We start from the raw sequence: 21,139 nt of genomic DNA, 5'->3' as shown, positions 1-21,139 counted from the left end.
GGAGTTTATGGATAATAATTTCTATCAACTAAATTCAAGTTTGAGCAACGTAGTAATAGAGTATATAACTGAGAAAATATTTACAGGAGAATATAAAGCGGGAGATAGAATAATAGAACGAAAAATAGCTGAGGATTTGCAAATAAGCAGATCGCCTATAAGAGAAGCTATAAAAGTAGTTCAACAACAAGGGCTAGTAGAATTCTCTCCAAGAAAAGGTAGTTATGTAGCTGTAAAATCAAAAGAAGATATAAAGGAAATATTTAGTATAAGGTGTTTACTAGAAAGTGATATTATAGAAATTTTAATAAAAGAAGATTTATTAAACGGTGATGATTTCATAATGATGGAAAAAATTACTGAAGAAATGGATGAAGTAGCACGATCAAAAGAAAGTATAGAGAAAAAAGTTTATGAGATGAGTAAAAAAGATATAATGTTTCATAAATATATATGGGAAAAATCAAAAAGTAAACTTAGAATAAAAATTTTAAGTGACATGTATTTAAATTTACAGCTTGCTATGATTTTAGATACTAATATAGAACAAAATATTGAAGATAGTGGAATAGAACATAGATTGATAATTGATGCTTTAAAAAATAAAGATATAGAAAAAGCAAAAAATTATTTAATTAATCATATTGTAAGCTATAGAGCGAGGATTCTAGAATAAAAATTATAAATATATTTTAAAGAAAAAATAGTAGGACTTTTTAAGCCTACTATTTTTTCTTTAAAATATATAAAATATAAGATATAAAAAGTGTAAGTAGTGAAAAAATAAGTCCTAAACTAAGAAATATAGAAGTATATATAGTTAGTTTAAGCATGGCAAAAGTAGAAAATAAGTATTTAAGTCCTAAGATATTTGAAACTAAAGTTAATAAAATTATGATAAAAAATGCAAAAGTTAATCCTTTAAAACTTCCTTTTAAATCAAGTATACTTAGGGTCATATGAGATGATATAGAGTATATTAAAAAAATTAAAATAACACTTTTAAAATCAAATGATAAAATAGTTTTTAATAGTATTATAGTATTAAAAACTAAAGATTGAATTATTTTAAAAATATTAAACTCTTGAATATACTTTAAGTACACATGTATATCAACAAAAGATATTAGATCGTTGAAATTAAAATCAGAAAAAATAAATAAAAGTATCCATATAATTAACGTACCAAATATCATAGGGGCAATTCCAATAAAAAAATTACCTATTTGTTGATAAATACTTTTAGTGTTATATGTATGATTTACATAGCCTAAAACACCATCTTCTTTGTATTTAAAAGGTCTAAATAACTCAACTTTAATTATTTTGTGATTAAAAATCAAAGCCATTATAAGATGACTTAGTTCATGAACAATGGTCCCAACGAACCCAGTTATAAGAAGACCTTTTTCACCAAAAGATAGATATAATAATTTATTATTTTTAATTTCTAATAGGTTAAAGGCTAATCCAAATACTATAAAAACACCAAATATGCTAAATAAATTAAATATGCTTTCAATTATTAAATTAAATATAATCATATACAATCCTTTCTAAGATGTTATAAAGTTATAGTTAAATTTTAGCACAAATAAAATTATTTGAATCATTTTCTTTAAAACATAAATAGAGTTAATATTAAAATAATATTAACTCTATTTATAATCACGAGTTACGTTATTTATCCAATTTCCACGCAGTACACGAATAAATCCTATTATACTTTTTAAAACTTCATCTATTCTAATTATTAAAAAAACATAAACAATAGGTAACTTCCAAACAAATGCAGAGATAAATCCTAAAGGAATTGCTACAAACCATAAAAAGCTCATTTCAACAAAAAATACAAATTTATTATCACCACCACCACGTAATATACCCATCAAGATATTAGCTGATAAAGATCTAAATACAGATATAATTGCTGTAGCTATCATAATATCAAGAGCAATATTTTTAGTAGAGTCTGCAACATTGTATAAGTTAACGGCTATAGGTCTTAATAGATAGATTGTTATTCCAGCAAGTAATCCTATAAGAACGCTGACTATACAAATTGTATTAGCATACTCCATAACTTTTTTATTATCTCCTTCACCAATTGTATTTCCTATAATGACAGAAGATGCACTAGATAAACCATACATAAATAATGTTGCAAATTGGTTTACAACATTATTTATACAATTAGCAGCAACAATCTTTGTACCCATTCTAGCAACTAAAATACAAATCATAGATGAACCGACTGACCAAAATAGCTCATTAAGTATTATAGGAGTAGATACTTTAATGAAGTCTTTAAGTATTAATTTATCTAATGATTTTAAATATTTAAATTTGAAATTTATTTTATTCTCAAATTTAAACATGAATATAAGTATAACTATAAGTTCGCTTACTCTAGATAAGCTAGTAGCAATAGCTGCACCAGTTACTCCCAGTGCTGGAAAACCTAAATTACCAAATATTAAAACCCAATTTAAAAAAATATTGAAAACTAATCCTATGCTATATACAATTAAAGAAATTTTTATTGTTTTTACAGATCTAAGTATAATTATAGTACAGCTTGTTAAAGCATATAAAATATATCCTAAGGAAATTATTCGCAAATAATTAGCACCTTGTTCAATAACTAATTTATCATTTGTAAAAATTGATAATAATTGTTTTGAAAAAATAAAAGATATAAAAGTAAATAATATTGCTAATACTAAACAGATTCTATACATTATAGACATAACTTTATGTATGGAACTTATATCTTTTTTTCCGTAATATTGAGATGCTATAACACTAGAAGCACTGCCAACAGCAAATATTATTACAGCTAATATAAAAAAAATATTATTAGCTATAGCTGATGCAGATAAACTAATTTCACCCAATCTGCCAAGCATGATAGTATCTGACATGCTAATTGCAAAGGTTATTAAATTTTGAATAGCTATTGGTAACGATATATTAAGTATAGCTTTATAAAATGAAATATCTTTTGTAAGTTGCAATTAAAAGCTCAGTCCTTTCTAAAAAAGTGTCTATATTAGCTTCTCATATATGTTAAAATAAATTCATAAATGTTGACAATATAAGATGTATAATAAAGGCATTTCATAATAAATTCATATAAAAAATATAAAATAAATAATAAGGATAAAATTTAGGTAACAAATAGGAGAAATATGATGAAGAATAAAAATATATTAGTAATAGAAGATGACAGTAATATACAAGAACTTATAGTTGAGTTTTTAAGTTCGGAAGGATATAGTGTCAAGTCGGCAAATGATGGACTTGAAGGAATACAAATGTTTAAAAAGGAAGAGTTTGACTTAGTAATATTAGATGTAATGATGCCAAATTTAGATGGATATGGAGTTTGTAAAATGATAAGACAATCTTCAGAGGTTCCGATAATATTTTTAACCGCACTTAATCAAGAAAGTGATCAAGTAAAAGGGTTTGATTTAATGTGTGATGATTATATAACAAAGCCATTTTCATTTACTTTATTAATAAAAAGAGTAGAGGCTGTGCTTAGAAGAACTTATAATGAGACAGAATCAAATGTATTGGCATTTGAAAAATTAAGTTTAGATTTAGATACTTATCAAGCTTCATTAGATGGAGAAATTATAGAACTTACATTAAAGGAATTTAATATATTAAAAACTTTAATAGAAAGTTATCCGCAAGTTGTAACAAGAGAAAATCTACTAGATAGCGTATGGGGATATGACTATTATGGAGATACAAGAGTAGTTGATGCTCATATAAAAAATATAAGAAAAAAAATTGGACAACCTTATATAAAAACAGTGAAAGGAATTGGATATAGTCTTGACAAGAATTAAAGATAAATGGGAAAACTTAGCTATAAATAGAAAGATATTTATAATAATTACAACTTTGTCTATAGGTCTTATAGTAACTATATATTTAATTTTATATTTCTTATTACCATCTTATTATGAAAGGTATAAGGTGCAATCATTAGATAATAGACTTGTGGTTTTGGCAACCAAGTCAAGACGAGGTAATTTAGAAAATTTAAAACATGATTTATATAGACTATCACAACATGAAAATGTAGGGGTTTTATTAAGAGATAAAAATGGAAATGTAGAGTATGGGAATAAAGAATTGTCGTTTTTACCTTATTCAAATAATATAAGCGACTCATATGAAAATCATAAAAGAACAGTTGTTTTATATGTTAAAGATCAGCAAACACCATATTATTTAGATGTTAGTATGCCACTTCAACCTGTAGATGAAGCCACAACTGTAATATTAGATTTAATGCCTATAATAATAGGAGTTGCTATAGTTTTATCTATAATAACTTCATATGTATTTTCAAAGTGGGTAACTAAACCGCTTATAAATATAATAGAAAATGAAAGAATGCAAGAAGCAAAGAGAAAAGAGTTTATAGCTACCATCTCACATGAACTAAAGACACCTATAACAATTATAAGTGGACAAATTGAAGGTATGATTTATAATATAGGAAAGTATAAGGATAGAGATACTTATCTTAGAAAGTCATATGATTCAACTCAAGAATTAAAAACTCTAGTTGAAGAAATGATACAAGTATCAAAATTTGAAATATTAGAGAAAAAATCTGAAACTAAAGAAATAAATTTAACTATATTGTTAAATAAACTTATAAAAAGACAAATTTATTTAATAGAAGAAAAAGAGATAAATCTAAAGACAAATATAGAAGAATTTATAAATATTAAAGCAAATGAAGAGCGAATAGCAAAAGCTATAAATAACATTATAAATAATGCAATAAAATATTCTCCAGAAAAAGCTGATTTAATAATAAATCTATACGAAAAAGAAAATGTAATACTACAAGTTGAAAATACAGGAATAACAATTGATGAAAAATACAAAGAAAAAATATTTAAGCCGTTTTATAGACTTGAAAAATCAAGAAATAGAAAGACAGGAGGAAGTGGCTTGGGACTTTATATAGTGAGCCAAATTCTTAGAGAACATGGATTTAAATATAACATAAAAAATGGTAAAAATTCTGTGATATTTACAATGGAATTTACAAAATAATAAGTAAAAATAATACCTTCTATAGTGAAAAATACTAAAGAAGGTATTATTTAATTTAAGCAAACTTAATTTAATAATAGTATGTAATACTATTTTAAAAGTAAGAAAACTAATTAGGTTGGCTGATAGTTTTATCTTATTTATTAAAAAGTATAGTATAATACTATTAAATATTTAAAAACAAAGGGGATGAGTTTTTGTTTAGTAATATAACTAATAAGAAAATATATCAACAAGTAATAGGACAAATACAAGATATGATATTATCTGGAAAACTAAAAAATGGAGATAAACTCATGTCAGAAAGAGAACTGTCTGAAAAGATGGGAGTTAGTAGAACATCTATAAGAGAAGCTTTAAGAGTTTTGGAAACAATGGGAATTATAGAAAGTAGGCAAGGTGAGGGAAACTTTATTTGTAATAAAATAGAAGCTTCACTTATACAACCTATATCTATGATGTTTACATTAAATAATGGAAATTATAATGATATAATGGAATTGAGAAGTATGATAGAATTAGAAGCTGTAAAGTTAGCAGCGGTAAGAGGAACAGAAGAAGAGTTCAATGAATTGAAAATGATTTCACAAAAATTAACAGATAACGACAAAATTTGCAATAAAGATGATATAGATAAGGAAATTCATTACAAAATTATATGTATGAGTAAGAATTTTTTAATTAAAAGTTTATATATAATATCAGCAAATTTATTAGAAAATTTTATAGTAAACTCGAGACATAAAATATTAGAATATTACCATGAAGAGGAAATGTTAAATACTCAACATAAAAAAATATGTGATTCAATAATTGCTAGAGATGTTGAAAATGCTTATAAATATATGAAAGAGCACTTAGAATTAATTAAAGATACTATGGAAAAAATATAGATTTCAAATAGATTTGAAATCTATATTTTTTTTGAAATTTTAAAAATTAAGAAATGAAAAAAACACAAAAAATACTTGGAAATTTACGTTTTGTTAATACATAAACAATACTTGTAAATTGTAAGAAAGTTTACTATTATGAAATTACAACTGGTAAGACCATATTACCAATAAGATGTATAATTAAAAAACTTATGTGTTATTAAGTTTTAAAATGTTCAAGAAAACGTTTTATGAAATGAAAAGTTTATCTTTGGGGATTCATTTAAAATTAGGAGGGACAGAAATGGAGATAAAGCTACCTTATTCAAAATCTGGAATGGATATAAATATACCAGATGTAAATATGATTAAAGTTTTACAATCTAAAGCACATGATTTTAAAACTGAATTTAGCGAAAGTGAAATTGTTGAAAATGCTTTGGATAATCCTATAGGAAGTAAGAAATTAGAAGAATTAGTAAAAAATAAAAAGAATATGGTTATCATTACTAGTGACCATACAAGACCTGTTCCAAGTAGAATAACTCTACCTATAATGTTAAGAAGAATAAGAAATTCAAATCCAAATATAGATATAAAAATAATAATATCAACTGGATGTCACAGACCTAGTACTAGAGAAGAACTTATTTATAAAATGGGAGAAGAAATAGTAGATAATGAAAAAATAATCATGCATTTTGCAACAGACGATGAAGCTATGGTTAAAGTGGGAATTCTTCCATCAGGTGGAGACTTAATTGTAAATAAACAAATAATAGAAACTGATTTACTAATAGCTGAAGGATTTATAGAACCACATTTCTTTGCAGGATTTTCAGGAGGAAGAAAAAGTGTACTTCCAGGAGTCGCATCAGCTAAAACAATAATGTATAACCATTGTTCAGAATTTATAGACAGTCCTTATGCAAGAACAGGAAATCTTAGAAATAATCCAATTCATAATGATATGTTAAGTGCAGCCAAAAGTGTGAACTTAGCTTTTATATTAAATGTAGCTATAGATAAAGATAAAAAAGTTATAGGTGCTTTTGCAGGAGATGTAAAAGAAGCTCACGAATCAGGATGTGAATTTGTAACTAAATTATCTAAAGTAAATGCTGTAGATGCAGATATAGTAGTAAGCACAAATGGAGGATATCCATTAGATCAAAATATATACCAAACTGTAAAAGGAATGACCGCAGCAGAAGCAACATGTAAAGAAGGTGGCGTAATAATTATGGTATCTGCATGTAATGATGGACATGGTGGAAAATCTTTTTACGATAATGTAGCTAATGCATCATCTCCAACTGAAATTTTAGAAAATGTAAGAAAAATTTCAAAAGATAAAACAATACCAGATCAATGGGAATTTCAAATACTAGCAAGAATACTAGAAAAGTTTACAGTAATTATGGTTACAGATTTATGTGATCCAAATATGATTAAAAATATGCATATGCAACATGCAAATAGCTTTGACGAAGCCCTAAAAATGGCTTTTGACATAAAAGGTAATAATGCTAAAGTAGCTGTTATACCTGATGGAGTATCAGTAATAGTAAAGTAAAGGGGGAAATTACATGGAAATCTTAGTATGTATAAAACAAGTTCCAGGAACATCAGAGGTAGAGGTAGATGAAAAAACAGGGGTGTTAAAAAGAGATGGAGTAGATTCTAAAATGAATCCATATGATTTATATGCTTTAGAAACAGCTCTAAAAATTAAAAAAGAAAATAGTGCTAAAGTAAAAGTATTAAGTATGGGTCCACCTCAAGCAAAACAAATAATTCAAGAAGCATTTATGATGGGAGCAGATGAAGGTACATTAGTTAGTGATAGAAAGTTTGCAGGTGCAGATGTTCTGGCAACTTCATATACAATTTCTCAAGGAATAAAAAAATGTGGAAATACAGATTTAATAATTTGTGGAAAACAAACAACTGATGGAGATACAGCACAAGTTGGACCTGAAATAGCTGAATTTTTAAATATACCACATGTTACAAATGTAACTAAACTAATTGAAGTAAAGGAAAATAGTATAGTAGTAGAAGTAGATATGCCTAATACTCGTGAAGTTTGCGAAGTTAAATTTCCTTGTTTGATAACTGTTGAAAAAGAAATTTTCCAACCTAGACTACCTTCTTTTAAATTAAAGATGAAAACTAAAGAAAAAGAGATACCTATGATTAGTCTTAACGATTTTGATGACAAGGATGAAAAACACTATGGGCTTAATGGATCTCCTACTCAAGTTTTAAAAATATTCCCACCAACATCAGATATAGAAAAAGAAGTATGGACAGGTGATGGTGAAGAAGTAGCTAATAAACTATTTAATAAAATAAAAGAACTAAAGTTAGTGTAAGGGGGAATATAAAGTGGCTAAGATAGTTATAAATCAAGATAAAATTAAGGATATAAAAAAAGTATTAGACATATGTCCTTTTGGGGCTATAGAGTTAAACAATGGTAAGTTAGAAATTGGTGCAGGATGTAAGATGTGTAAACTATGTGTTAGAACAGGACCAGAAGGCGCATTTGAATTTGAGGAAGAAGAAATTATAAAAATAAATAAAGATGAATGGCAAGGTGTTGCTGTATATGTTGATCACCATGAAGGAGATATACATCCCGTAACATTTGAATTGATTGGAAAAGCTAAAGAAATGGCAAAGAAAATTAATCAACCAGTTTACTGTGTATTTGTTGGAAATAACATAAAAAATAAAACATGTGAATTACTTTCATATGGAGTAGATGAAGTATTCGTATATGATAATGAAAATTTAGAAAACTTTAGAATAGAGCCATATACATCATGTGTAGAAAACTTTATAAACAAAGTCAAACCAACTATATTATTATTTGGAGGAACAACTTTAGGTAGAAGTTTAGCACCGAGATTAGCAGCTAGATTTAAAACAGGTCTTACTGCGGATTGTACAATACTTGATGTACAAGAAAATACAGACTTAGATCAAATAAGACCTGCTTTTGGTGGAAATATAATGGCACATATACATACACCAAATCATAGACCACAGTTTGCAACTGTTAGATATAAAATATTTACAGCACCAGAAAAAGTTGAAAACCCAACAGGAAAAGTTACTATATGTGATATAGATGAAAATAAGTTGAATTCTAAAATAGATGTGTTAGAAGTTAATAAAAAAACTAAAGAAGTAGGAATAGAAGATGCAGAAGTTATAGTAGTTGGAAGTAGAGCTATAAAGAAGAAAGAAGACATGGATATTCTATATAAATTAGCAGATTTATTAGGAGGACAAGTAGCAGGAACAAGACCTTTAGTTGAAGCAGGATGGATAGATGCTAAAAAACAAATAGGCTTAAGTGGAAGAACTGTAAAACCAAAACTAATAATAACATGTGGAGTGTCAGGAGCTATACAATTTGTAGCAGGGATGAATGGTTCTGATTGTATAATATCTATAAATAAAGATGAAAAAGCTCCTATATTTGATACAGCGCATTATGCTATAGTAGGAGATATTTATGATGTAATACCTAAACTTATTGATAAATTAGAGACAGAAAACTTTAATGGGGAAGAAGAAAAATTATGTGAAGCAGCACTTACATTAGAATAAGGATGGGGGAAAATCAAATGTATAAAAAAATAGATGAAAAAGATATTAAGTTTTTAATAGATGTTTGTAAAAGTGAAAATGTAATAGTTGGAAATGATATAAATGAAGATTATTCTCACGATGAACTAGGTGGAATAGAAAAGTATCCAGAAGTACTAGTTAATGTACATAGTACTGATGAAGTTTCTAAAATAATGAAATATGCATATGAAAATAATATACCTGTAACTCCAAGAGGGCAAGGGACTGGATTAGTTGGAGCGGCAGTTGCTATTTATGGTGGAATAATGATTAACTTAAGTCAAATGAATAAAATCTTAGAACTAGATGAAGAGAACTTAACTTTAACTGTAGAACCAGGCGTATTACTTATGACTATAGGCCAATATGTAAGTGAAAAAGATTTGTTCTATCCACCAGATCCAGGTGAGAAAAGTGCTACTATAGGTGGAAATATAAATACTAATGCAGGTGGAATGAGAGCGGTTAAGTATGGTGTTACAAGAGATTATGTAAGAGGGTTAGAAGTAGTTTTACCAAATGGAGAAATTATAAATATAGGTGGGAAAGTTGTTAAAAATAGTTCTGGATATAGTATAAAAGATTTAATTGTAGGATCTGAAGGAACTTTAGGTATAGTAACAAAAGCGATACTTAAGTTATTACCGCTACCTAAAAAGGATATCAGCTTACTTGTTCCATTTAAAGACTTAGCTACTGCAATAGAAACTGTTCCTAAAATTATAAAATCAAAATCTATACCAACTGCTATAGAATTTATGGAAAGAGATGTAATTCTTGCAGCAGAAGAATTTTTAGGTAAAAAGTTTCCCGATAATACATCAGATGCATATTTACTTTTAAAGTTTGATGGAAATTGTAAAGAAGATATAGAAAAAGAATATGATAAAGTTGCTAAGCTTTGTTTAGATTGTGGAGCTTATGATGTATTTATATCAGATACTCAGGAAAGAAATGAATCTATATGGTCAGCAAGAGGAGCTTTTTTAGAAGCTATAAAAGCAACTACAACTGAAATGGATGAGTGTGATGTTGTTGTTCCTAGAGATAAAGTTGCTGAATTTATAAGATTTACAAATGAGCTTCAAGATAAGTTAAATATAAGAATAAAGAGTTTTGGACATGCAGGAGATGGAAATTTACATATATATGTGTTAAGGGATGATTTAGATAAAGAAGCATGGAATTGTAAACTATCAGAAACATTTGAAAAAATGTACGAAAAATCTAGAAAACTGAATGGTCAAGTATCAGGAGAACATGGTATAGGATATGCAAAAAAAGGATACTTACATGAAGCTCAGAGTGAAACTTATATGAATTTAATTAAAAATATTAAATTAGCATTTGACAATAAAAATATATTAAATCCAGGCAAAATATATTAATTTAAAATAGTGGGGTTGTTTACTTAAAGCAATCCCACTATTTATTTTGCAAAAATTTTACTATATTTTTATTATTTTATATGTGTACAAAACAATAAAAATATAGTAAAATAGTAAAACAGTAAAAAAGTTAGAATTCTAATTAAAAAACAGGAGGGAACATGAAAAAGAAATTAATTATAATAACCGCATTAATATCTACAATTATTCTTACAGGATGTTCTAATAATGATATAAAAGAAGAAAAAGTTGATAAAGTAGAAACTGAAAAAACTAATATGAACTTGGATGTAAGTGATAAAATAAAAGAAAAATTAGATGAAATAGATACTGATTCATATATAAATTCACTGACAAATTTTGCTCATAAATTTTCAGATAAAGTAGATTCTACAAAATCAACTTTAAAAGATGCGAATGAGGCATTAGACTCTGCTAGTGAATTAACGAATGGAATTGACTCAAAAATAAACAATGTAAATAATAAATTAGACAATGCTAAAAATGATTTAGAATCAACAAAAGACACTGTGAGTAATAAATTAGATAACATCGAAAATAAAGTTAATGCATCTCATTCAAAAGGAAATGAAATAAAAGAAAAAATAGATAATGCAACAGATAAAATAGAAGACATAAATAAAACTTTAAATGATTCTAAAGATAAAGTTGATAATATAAAAGGCAAACTAAATGATGTTAAGGATAATATATCTGGTAAAATTACAAACTAAATAATAAAAAAAGAAGCTGCCTTAAAAATTATAGACAGCTTCTTAAATTAAAAGTTTACATTTTATGAACATTTACAGCAGAAGGGCCTTTAGGAGCTTCTATAACATCAAAACTTACCTCTTCTCCTTCGTGTAAATCTTTGCAATGTCCATTTTCTTTTACATTAGAATGATGTATGAAAACATCATTACCATCATTTGCAGATATAAATCCATAACCTCTATCGTTATCAAACCATTTAATAACACCTGTAAATTTAGCCATATTAAAACTCCTTTTTTATAATATAAATAAATTTAGTAAAATCTATTTAATAATATTATTAGCTATAAAGTAAGTTTTAATAGGAGAAAATATATACCAAAATTTAAAAATTAGGTTCATCTATTCTATTTCCACGGACATATCTATGAAGTATATGTCTATCATCTCCAATATATATAAACCTTTCTAATCTCTCAATCAAGCTATAATTATCGTGATTTAAGTCGCTATCATCTATAATTAAAGCATCAAACTCATAATCTTTTTCAAAGCTACCAACTTTACCGAAGAAACTACCTCCAACTTTAGTTGCCATAAAAAATGCCTCTGAAAGTTTAAGAAAATCAAGCTCTTTGTCTGAGTTAACCCACCAAAGTTTAGAACCTTGAATAGCATGAACCATAACTTTAAAAATGGATAAATCATGGCCACCGCTAATATCTGATCCTAATGAAACTGAAACGTTTTCATCTAAGAATTTTCTAATTGGCATAACTCCGCTACCTATATTAAGGTTGGATGTTGGGCAGTGAACGGCCATAACGTTATTATCTCTCATTAGTTTAAGTTCATCATCATTAGAATAAACACAGTGAGCCATTAGTGTTTTTGTTTGCCCAAATAGATTAAATCTATTATAAGCATCACCATAAAATTTAGATTCAGGTTGAAGTTCTTTTACCCAGTTTATTTCACCTAAGTTTTCAGAAAGGTGAGACTGAGTTGGAACACTATACTCAATTGCTAGATTCCCCAGTTCAGTTAATAATTCACTATCACAACTAGGTATAAATCTAGGTGTAATTATAGGTTTTACTAAAGAGTCTTCCTCTATTTTCATATCTAATATTTCTTTAGTATCTACTACAGATTGATTAGTATCTTCTAATAAGCTTTTTGGACAGTTGATATTCATATTAACTTTTCCCACAAATGCACCAATGCCAGAAGTATTGAATAAATTCATAAGTCTAATTGTTGAATCTTTATGGACTGTAGCAAATACAGCTATTCTAGTAGTACCGTTTTTCCAAATCTCTTTTATAAATCTTTTATACATTTTATCTGCATATTCAATATCGGCATATTTAGATTCTTCAGGAAATGTATAATCATTAAGCCACGGAATAAGTTCTTTACTCATAGCCATTCCTATATTTCTAAATTGTGGAGCATGAGCATGTAAATCATTCATCCCTGGGATTATTAACTTATTAGTATAATCTACTATTTTTATATTAGAATATTCACTAGGTAAAAAATCAAACACATTTACTACTTTGCCATTTTCAACTACTATAAATCCATTTTCGATTATTTCGAAATTATCTTTATTCTTCGTGAAAATTATATTCCCTTTGTATATTTTCACCATAAAACCCTCCTGATTATATATATAATTATAAAAATCTACAATAGTTATTATAATATATGAATATTTTCGTGTAAACAAATAAAAATGTTCGGGAGTTGAAATTGAGATAGGTGATAGTTATTATATTAACCATTATAAATATAGGATATGAAGATTATTTGAAGAATAGTTAATATAATAGAAATTTTATGAAATTTAAATATTACACTTTAAAACAAATTGAGAAAGAGGAGAGAAGAAGTAGAATGATTACTGGAAAAAAAGTGATTATAAGACAGTTTGAACTAGGAGATGAAGAATTTTTATATAAGTGGTGGAATGATGGTAAAATGATGGAACATTCAGGTCTTGCATTTGGAACGTTACAAAGCAAGGAGTTTATAAAAAATAAAGTTGTAAATGAGGTTAATAATGGAAGTATATGTAAAAATGATAAAAAGTGCTTTATGATATGTAAAAAAGAAAATTTAATTCCTATTGGAGAAATAAATTATAATTCATATGATTCTAGAAATCAAAAAGCTGAATTTGGAGTAAAAATATGTGAGGAAAATGAACAAGGTAAAGGCTATGGAGAAGATGCATTAACTCACTTCATAGATTTTATGTTTAAAAATTTAAATCTTAATAAAATAGAATTAACAACCATGATAGATAATATTAGAGCTCAAAGTATGTATAAAAAATTAGGATTTAAAGAAATTGGAGTTATAAGAAAAGCTTATTTTGATAGTAGATATGGAGATTTTTCAGATGTAATTTACATGGATTTATTAAAAGATGAGTGGAATGAAAAGGATAAAAATATAAAAACTATAGAGATTAGTGAATCACTTAGATTAATGAAATTGGATAAATATGAGTGGGATATAGCTCTACCTTGGTATCAAGATAAAGATATTTTGTATTATTCAGAGGGCGTAATTAATAAAGTATATGATTTAGAAGCAATAAATAAAATGTATAGTTATTTACAATCTCAAGGAGAACTATATTTTATTCAAGTTTTAGAAAATGGAGTATACAAGACTATAGGAGATGTAGCTTTATCTGAAAATAATATGCCTATAGTTATAGGAGATAAAAGTTATTGGGGAAGAGGTATAGGCAAGAAGGCGATATTAACTTTAATAGACAGGGCTAAAAAAATAAAAATTAAATCTATAAAAGTTGAAATATATAAATATAATAAACGCTCACAAAAACTGTTTACATCAGTTGGGTTTAAAGAAATAGAAGAAAATGAGAAGATTAAGATTTATAAAATATATTTGTAAATATTGAACTAAAATTATATAAAAATAAAAAAATATGGCATTAATATAGTCAACTGATGTACACTTATAGTATATGGAAAAATGAGGGAGGGATATATTGAAAGATTTATTTAAAAACCTACCTAATTTATATACGGATAGATTAATTTTAAGAAAGATAGAAAAAAATGACATTGATGACTTATTTATATGTCTATCAAATGAAAATGTGACTAAATTTATGTTTATAGATTTTAATACTACAAAAGGAATGGCTGAAAAAATTTTAGATTCTATGATAAATAGCTATAAGAATAATAAAGCTACACCTTGGATAATAGCACTTAGAGATAGCAATAGGCTAATTGGAATGTGTGGATTTTCTAAATACGATGAAAAAAACAAAAAAGCTGAAGTTGGATATCTATTAAACTATGATTACTGGAATAGTGGAGTAACTACTGAAGCTTTGGAAGAAGTTATTACTTTTGGATTTAAAACTATGAACTTAAATAAAGTAGAAGCAAGGTGCATATCAGGTAATGTTGCATCAGAGAATGTAATGATAAAAAGTGGAATGAAGTTAGATGGTATACTTCGAAGTGAAAAGTTTTATAAGGGTAAATTTTTAGACATAAAGTTATATTCAATTTTAAAATGTGAAAAGTATAATTTGGAGGGAGTATAAATGATAAAAGGTTATGCGAGCTTAAATGAGACTAGAGAGTATTTTAATAAAATAGGTATATCTGAAGAATATGTAAAAAATAATGGGGATTTTTATACTATAGGTATAGGAATTGGAACTCATCTAGGAGATTTTTCAGATGAACACTCTAATTTATACAAAGATGCTATAGAGTATGGTTTAAAAAATGGAATTAACTTTATAGATACTTCTGTAACTTATAGGGAAATGAAATCAGAAAAAGACATAGGGCATGTATTAGATGATTTAATAAATAAAAAGCAAATATTAAAACGTGAAGAAGTTATCGTTGCCACAAAAGGAGGGCAAATATATGGAGATTGTGATATAAATGTTAGACCTATTGACTATTTAGAAGAAATATTGATTCCAGAAGGAATATTAAACATTGAGGATGTAAATGTAGTACATGGGCATAGACATACCCTTGTACCATATTTTTATGAAACAACAATAGAACTTAGTAAAAATAATTTAGGAATAGAAACTATAGATATTCATTATATACATAATCCTGAAATATCAAAGTATGTGCTTGGAGAAGATAAATTTTATCAACAATTAAAAATATTAATAGAATTTTATGAAGAACAAGTTGAAAAGGAAAATATAAGATTTTATGGAATTTCTAGCTGGGAAGCTTTTACTTGTAACTTAGATTCAAATTGGCATATATCAATGGAGAAGATTATAAATATAGCAAAAGAAGTTAAGGGAGAGCATCATCATTTGAAATTTATACAACTACCATACAACATATACAATCAAAATGGATCTAAGCTTAAAAATCAAATAATAGATGGTGAATATTATAATGCTATAGATGCTGCAAATAAACTAGGTCTTAATGTAACTGTAAGCGCACCATTAAATCAATTCAAAGATGATGACAATGACATAAGTTTAACTGAAAAGCTAAATTTTATAAAAAATGCAAAAGGAATTTATTCGGCTATAATTGGAAGTAAAAGAAAAGAACATATAAAAGAGAATCTAAATTTTATAAATAGTTGTACAGCAAACTGTTAATATAATTTATTTTAATTTAAAACTTGTATTAAACACTTAAAATCTAAATAAATGTTTTTTATTTATCATATATGTTATAATATTAAGACAACTATGTTTTAATGAAGGTGGGCTAAAAATGAAGGTAGTAAAGGAAGCTATATCCTCGCAGTACTTTGATTATGGTATTGATGAGGATATAGTTATTCATGAAGGGAGTTTTTGCATTTACCTAGATAAGCTATATAAATGTAAGGGTCGAATTTACTATAAAATCAGCCCTCCAGTTAGTATAAATTTTGAGGCTAAAATACTAGGATATAAAAGCGAAGATTTAGAATTAATAAAAAATGATTATTTAGAAGGATACTTAGAGCTACATGGGTACCAACCTATTCATGTAACCTTAAATAGTATAAATAAAAATGTTATAGATGGATATGTAAGTAGCGGGATAATAAAATCTAAAAATAGATATGTTGACTATATTGACTTTCATATTGTAAATTTTGATAAAAATCAAGGGAAACTTATTAAGAACTGTGAAAAACTATTTGCAGGAAGGATAGAGTTTGAAGTAAGTGGATATGAAATTATTATAGATAAAAGATATGATTATAGAAAAGAATTATATGAGGAACTTAAATTTAAAAATGGAAGCATAATAACTCATATAGGTAGGATTAGAAGGAAAGATAATAAGCCATTTAAATCTACATATGTATTTAAATTATTGGATGAAATATCGGATACGCTTAGCTTCTTAGCAGGAAGGTATGTTGGTATTTGCCTAGTTACGGGGTATAAAGAAAATAAAAATAATTTTAGGCTTTGGAAAGAATCTATGATAACACCATTTAAATATATTCCAACTTGGTCAGATACTATAGCAAACCATCATAATATAGAAAAATATATAAATTTGATGTGTAGAAAATTACATGATAATTACTATGGGCCAGCTTTAAAACATGTTATAGATTGGTACATAGAATCACTTGATAATATAAGTATAGAAAATAATGTTGTTTCTATACAAATTGCACTTGAAACATTATCGTATGTTGTAGTTGTAGAGAAAGCAAAAGTTTTAAATGATAATGAGTTTGAACAAAATACGGCATCGGATAATATAAGATTGCTGCTTAAAACTTGTAATATATATTATGGAAAAGAAGAGCTAAATGAGTTTAATGATTATATACAAAGTAAATTTGATGATGGAATAGATATATTTACTTATTTTAGAAATAAAATTGTTCATCCAACGAGAAAAACTAAAAGAGCTAATTTAAATGTAGAAGATATGTGGAATATACTTCAAATAGGAACTAGATATGTTGAATTGGTAGTTTTATATATAATCAACTATAAAGGCGAATATTCAAATAGATTAAAAGAAAGATGCTACGGAGAAGTTGAAGTTGTTCCTTGGAATGAATAAAATATGTTTAAAATAAAAAAAATATGTGTAATAATATAAAAAAGCAAGTAAAGGAAAGTGGTAAACATGTTAAAATTTTATGGATATTCTAGATGATCTACAGTTAGAAAAGCCAAGGCTTGGCTTAATGAAAATAATATAGACTTTGAGGAAATTGAAATAGTAAAAAATCCTCCAAGTAAAGAAGAATTAGAAACAATGTATAAAATTAGTGGCTATGAACTTAAAAAATTTTTCAATACAAGTGGAGTGAAATATAGAGAACTAGGCCTTAAAGATGTAGTAAAAACAGAAAGCGATGATAAACTTTTAGAAATACTAGCAAGTGATGGTATGCTTATAAAAAGACCTATAGCTTTCGATGGTAAAAATGTCTTAATTGGATTTAAAGAAGAAGAATGGAAAGAAAAACTTTTAAATAAATAATAAAAAATGAACTCTTTTAGAGTTCATTTTTTGTGTAAGAATATAAAAATATTCAAATGAAAAGGTATGATCATTAAAGTGGATATTTAAGAAAATGAATAAAATTTATAAAAATAGTTGACACTAACTGTGCATAAAGTGTATATATATTATATATACACTTTATGCACAGTTATAATAAAACAAAGAAAAGAGGTGAAATGATGAATATAAATATAAGCAATACATCATCAATACCTTTGTATGAACAGATTAAAAATCAAATACAAAATCAAATACTAGATTCAACTTTAAAACAAGGTGATGGATTGCCATCAATAAGAAACTTAGCAAAAGAATTAAAAGTAAGTATTATAACTATAAAAAGAGCTTATGAAGAGTTAGAAAAAGAAGGATTTATAGAAACTGTTACAGGTAAAGGTACATTTGTATCTATGCAAAATAAAGATAGATTAAGAGAAATAACTTTATATGAAATTGAAAATAAGTTAGAAGTAATAATAAAACAAGCAAAATCGGCTGGTATAACATTAGAAGAAGGAATAGAAATTTTTAAAAGTATATATGAAGAAGTTTAGGAGGAGAGTTATGAGTGCTATAGAAATTAGAGATTTAAGTAAAAAGTTTAACGAATTTGAAGTGAAAATAGAAAATTTAGATATTGAAAAAGGATATATAACTGGATTTATAGGACCTAATGGATCTGGAAAAACAACAACTATAAAGTTGATTATGAATATGTTATTCAAAGATAGTGGTAGTATCAAGGTATTTGGAAAAGAAAGTAATATAAATGATATTTCAATAAAGGAAATTATAGGATATGTAGGAGATATTTCAGGTTATTTACAAGAATTAAAACTTAAAAATATAAAAAGAGGAGTAGCCGCTTTTTATAAAAATTGGGATGATGATTTATATAAAAGGTATGTAGATCTATTTAAATTAGATGAAAAAAAGGTTTATAAAGAGTTATCAAAAGGACAACAAAAGAAATTTGAACTAGTAATGGCTCTATCTCATCATCCAAAGCTGATAATAATGGATGAACCTACTGCAAACTTAGACCCTATAGTTAGAAATGAGTTTTTAGACATATTACAAGAACATATAGAAAAAGAAGAAGCAACTGTGTTTTATTCAACACATATAACATCAGATTTAGATAAAGTAGCAGATTATCTTGTTTTTATATATGAAGGAAGAATAGTCCTTACAGGAGATAAAGAAAGTATATTAGAAAAACATAAAATTATAAGGGGAAGTAGTGAATTACTTGATAGTGATACTAAAAAAGAACTAATATCATACAATAAAAATTCCTTTGGATTCAATGGATTAACATCAAATATAAAAAGTGCATATGAAGTATTTGGAGATGAAGTTGTATATGATAATGTAAATTTAGAAGATATATTAATGTATTATACAAAGGGGTGCTAATTATGGTAAATATAATGAATTTAACGAAAATGAGTATAAATAATTTAACAGCTGGATTTAAAAATTTAGGGCTTGTGTTTGGAATTTGGCTTTTAGTATCTATAGTTTCACCTTCATTTCTTGGTATGGTATTTGCAATGAGTGGATACTTATTTATGAATCAAGTTATGGGGTATGAGGATACTTATGGAATAGATAATCTTATAGCTACACTACCAGTAAAGAGAAGTGAATATGTAATTTCTAGATATATATTAGGCATAACTATATCATTATCATCTATAGCTATATTGACATTAATATATTTTACTATAAATACAATCAACCCAATAGAAATACCAATAGAAATGTTAGTAACAATAGGATTATTATCATCAATAGTAACTATATCTATGATAATACCTGTTGTTATTAAGTTTGGAATGAATAAAGCTAAAGTGATAAATATGTTAATGTTTTTATTAATCATGGCAATAGCAACAGGAGTAATGCAAACAATAAATACAGATAAAGAATTTATTATTAATATCATAAACAAATTAAATAATATTGGATTACCTATGATAGTTACTGTAGTAAGTATGGTTGTAGTGTCTATATCTATGATTATTAGTTTGAAAATTTATAGTAATAAAGAAGTGAAATAGCTAATATAAGATATTGATTATGAAAATGAATATAAAACTTTAAATAAGGAGGATTAGTTTATCTAAACCTCCTTATTTTATTATAGACAATCAAATTAAAAAGCAATAAAAACTAATAGTTAAGTATAATATATATAAATAAGAATATTTTATATGTTAAATTTCAGAATTATATGATAATATTTTAGTTATAATATTAAAAGTTTTAATTAACTATATTGTTTTTAAAATCTAATATATGGAGGCTAATATGAGTGAAAAACAAAATAGTTCTATGGTAAGATCTCTTTCAACTATAATTACAGTACTATTTTTAATAGAAATAGTTACATATACAATGGTATATATAAATTTAAAAAATAAAGGTAATAATACAAATAATGATATAATGTTTTTCATAATACCACCTATTATATATATGATATCGTTTTATATATCGTTTAAAGCTATTGAAGATGAGGAAAATTCGATTTTTTCCATATTATTAAGCATTTTAGCAGCGTGGACTCCATTTTTTTTAGTACCAACTTTTATAGATAATAGTATACTAGAAACATTGTTTACTAATTTAAAAATAGTTACATTGTTACCTCAGATATCTATAGCTATAGGAGTAATGTCAACGTTAAAAGGGATTGGGGCTTACACAATTAGGTCTAAAAGAGAAAAAGAAATTAGAAGAGAGAAAGAGTTACAAATTAAAAGGGAAAGGCGAGAACTTTATAAACAAGAAGCCTTAAGAAAAAAAAATAGAAGAAATTATTAAATTTATATATTAGAATTATTAAATAAAAAAAGAAACAAAAGGGAGTTGTCTTAAACGTTTAAACAAC

General features: G+C 26.2%; 22 protein-coding genes. 18 read left to right on the top strand and 4 right to left on the bottom strand.

Translation table 11 applies throughout. From position 1 onward, the window contains the following. Positions 1-7: 7 nt before the first annotated feature. Positions 8-676, top strand: coding sequence for a GntR family transcriptional regulator (locus ACEXNK_RS03245; RefSeq protein ID WP_373601001.1), 669 nt, complete (start codon positions 8-10; stop codon positions 674-676). Positions 677-725: 49 nt separating this feature from the next. On the opposite strand, the gene ACEXNK_RS03240 is transcribed toward ACEXNK_RS03245, so the two are convergent. Further along, positions 726-1,544 carry a hypothetical protein gene (locus ACEXNK_RS03240; RefSeq protein ID WP_373601246.1) on the bottom strand — a complete coding sequence of 273 codons (819 nt, stop codon included), beginning with the start codon at positions 1,542-1,544 and terminating at the stop codon, positions 726-728. Positions 1,545-1,658: 114 nt separating this feature from the next. Then, positions 1,659-3,017: an MATE family efflux transporter gene (locus ACEXNK_RS03235; RefSeq protein ID WP_373601247.1), complete on the bottom strand. Its 1,359-nt coding sequence runs from the start codon at positions 3,015-3,017 to the stop codon at positions 1,659-1,661. Between the two features lie 177 nt (positions 3,018-3,194). On the opposite strand from ACEXNK_RS03235, the gene ACEXNK_RS03230 reads away from it, so the two are divergent. The 8 genes from ACEXNK_RS03230 (at position 3,195) to ACEXNK_RS03195 (ending at position 11,733) form a co-directional block, all read left to right on the top strand. Further along, positions 3,195-3,863, top strand: coding sequence for a response regulator transcription factor (locus ACEXNK_RS03230; protein ID WP_373601248.1), 669 nt, complete (start codon positions 3,195-3,197; stop codon positions 3,861-3,863). Continuing rightward, the gene (locus ACEXNK_RS03225) at positions 3,850-5,091 is read left to right on the top strand and encodes a sensor histidine kinase (RefSeq protein WP_373601249.1); all 1,242 of its coding nucleotides are present in this window, start codon (positions 3,850-3,852) and stop codon (positions 5,089-5,091) included. The genes ACEXNK_RS03230 and ACEXNK_RS03225 overlap by 14 nt, the downstream gene beginning before the upstream one ends. 197 nt (positions 5,092-5,288) lie before the next feature. Further along, a complete protein-coding gene (locus tag ACEXNK_RS03220) occupies positions 5,289-5,984 on the top strand; it encodes a FadR/GntR family transcriptional regulator (protein WP_373601250.1) in 696 nt (231 codons plus the stop codon). Between the two features lie 286 nt (positions 5,985-6,270). Beyond that, positions 6,271-7,542, top strand: a complete 1,272-nt coding sequence (gene larA / locus ACEXNK_RS03215; RefSeq protein WP_373601251.1) for a nickel-dependent lactate racemase — start codon at positions 6,271-6,273, stop codon at positions 7,540-7,542. A 13-nt stretch (positions 7,543-7,555) separates the two neighbouring features. Then, complete coding sequence (locus ACEXNK_RS03210; RefSeq protein ID WP_373601252.1) at positions 7,556-8,344, top strand: electron transfer flavoprotein subunit beta/FixA family protein; 789 nt, start codon at positions 7,556-7,558, stop codon at positions 8,342-8,344. 13 nt (positions 8,345-8,357) lie between these two features. Then, positions 8,358-9,590, top strand: a complete 1,233-nt coding sequence (locus ACEXNK_RS03205; RefSeq protein ID WP_373601253.1) for an FAD-binding protein — start codon at positions 8,358-8,360, stop codon at positions 9,588-9,590. Between the two features lie 17 nt (positions 9,591-9,607). Further along, the gene (locus tag ACEXNK_RS03200; protein ID WP_373601254.1) at positions 9,608-10,999 is read left to right on the top strand and encodes an FAD-binding oxidoreductase; all 1,392 of its coding nucleotides are present in this window, start codon (positions 9,608-9,610) and stop codon (positions 10,997-10,999) included. Between the two features lie 161 nt (positions 11,000-11,160). Then, complete coding sequence (locus ACEXNK_RS03195) at positions 11,161-11,733, top strand: coiled-coil domain-containing protein (protein ID WP_373601255.1); 573 nt, start codon at positions 11,161-11,163, stop codon at positions 11,731-11,733. Between the two features lie 55 nt (positions 11,734-11,788). Here the strand turns inward: ACEXNK_RS03195 and ACEXNK_RS03190 are convergent, their stop codons facing one another. Both ACEXNK_RS03190 and ACEXNK_RS03185 read right to left on the bottom strand, forming a co-directional pair. Continuing rightward, on the bottom strand, positions 11,789-11,998 hold the full coding sequence (locus tag ACEXNK_RS03190) for a cold-shock protein (protein WP_373601256.1): 210 nt from the start codon (positions 11,996-11,998) through the stop codon (positions 11,789-11,791). Between the two features lie 103 nt (positions 11,999-12,101). Further along, on the bottom strand, positions 12,102-13,373 hold the full coding sequence (locus tag ACEXNK_RS03185) for an amidohydrolase family protein (RefSeq protein ID WP_373601257.1): 1,272 nt from the start codon (positions 13,371-13,373) through the stop codon (positions 12,102-12,104). A 245-nt stretch (positions 13,374-13,618) separates the two neighbouring features. On the opposite strand from ACEXNK_RS03185, the gene ACEXNK_RS03180 reads away from it, so the two are divergent. The 9 genes from ACEXNK_RS03180 to ACEXNK_RS03140 all read left to right on the top strand — a co-directional run bounded on the left by ACEXNK_RS03180 (position 13,619) and on the right by ACEXNK_RS03140 (position 21,072). Beyond that, positions 13,619-14,650, top strand: a complete 1,032-nt coding sequence (locus ACEXNK_RS03180) for a GNAT family N-acetyltransferase (protein WP_373601543.1) — start codon at positions 13,619-13,621, stop codon at positions 14,648-14,650. Between the two features lie 97 nt (positions 14,651-14,747). After that, the gene (locus ACEXNK_RS03175; protein ID WP_373601259.1) at positions 14,748-15,317 is read left to right on the top strand and encodes a GNAT family N-acetyltransferase; all 570 of its coding nucleotides are present in this window, start codon (positions 14,748-14,750) and stop codon (positions 15,315-15,317) included. Continuing rightward, on the top strand, positions 15,318-16,367 hold the full coding sequence (locus ACEXNK_RS03170; RefSeq protein WP_373601260.1) for an aldo/keto reductase: 1,050 nt from the start codon (positions 15,318-15,320) through the stop codon (positions 16,365-16,367). It begins immediately after the preceding gene. 118 nt (positions 16,368-16,485) lie between these two features. Then, on the top strand, positions 16,486-17,790 hold the full coding sequence (locus ACEXNK_RS03165; protein WP_373601261.1) for a hypothetical protein: 1,305 nt from the start codon (positions 16,486-16,488) through the stop codon (positions 17,788-17,790). Between the two features lie 66 nt (positions 17,791-17,856). Continuing rightward, positions 17,857-18,216 carry an arsenate reductase family protein gene (locus ACEXNK_RS03160; RefSeq protein ID WP_373601262.1) on the top strand — a complete coding sequence of 120 codons (360 nt, stop codon included), beginning with the start codon at positions 17,857-17,859 and terminating at the stop codon, positions 18,214-18,216. A gap of 203 nt (positions 18,217-18,419) precedes the next feature. Continuing rightward, a complete protein-coding gene (locus ACEXNK_RS03155) occupies positions 18,420-18,794 on the top strand; it encodes a GntR family transcriptional regulator (protein ID WP_373601263.1) in 375 nt (124 codons plus the stop codon). Positions 18,795-18,804: 10 nt separating this feature from the next. Continuing rightward, on the top strand, positions 18,805-19,659 hold the full coding sequence (locus tag ACEXNK_RS03150) for an ABC transporter ATP-binding protein (RefSeq protein ID WP_373601264.1): 855 nt from the start codon (positions 18,805-18,807) through the stop codon (positions 19,657-19,659). Positions 19,660-19,661: 2 nt separating this feature from the next. Then, entirely contained in the window at positions 19,662-20,306 is a 645-nt protein-coding gene (locus ACEXNK_RS03145; protein WP_373601265.1) for an ABC-2 transporter permease, read from the top strand. Positions 20,307-20,556: 250 nt separating this feature from the next. Continuing rightward, positions 20,557-21,072 carry a hypothetical protein gene (locus tag ACEXNK_RS03140; RefSeq protein ID WP_373599679.1) on the top strand — a complete coding sequence of 172 codons (516 nt, stop codon included), beginning with the start codon at positions 20,557-20,559 and terminating at the stop codon, positions 21,070-21,072. Positions 21,073-21,139: the final 67 nt, after the last annotated feature.

The sequence above is a fragment of the Paraclostridium bifermentans genome (genome assembly GCF_964259345.1).
Taxonomy (GTDB): domain Bacteria; phylum Bacillota; class Clostridia; order Peptostreptococcales; family Peptostreptococcaceae; genus Paraclostridium; species Paraclostridium bifermentans_B.
Note: the sequence above shows the minus strand (reverse complement) of the source record. Positions and strands in the feature narration are given on the sequence as shown.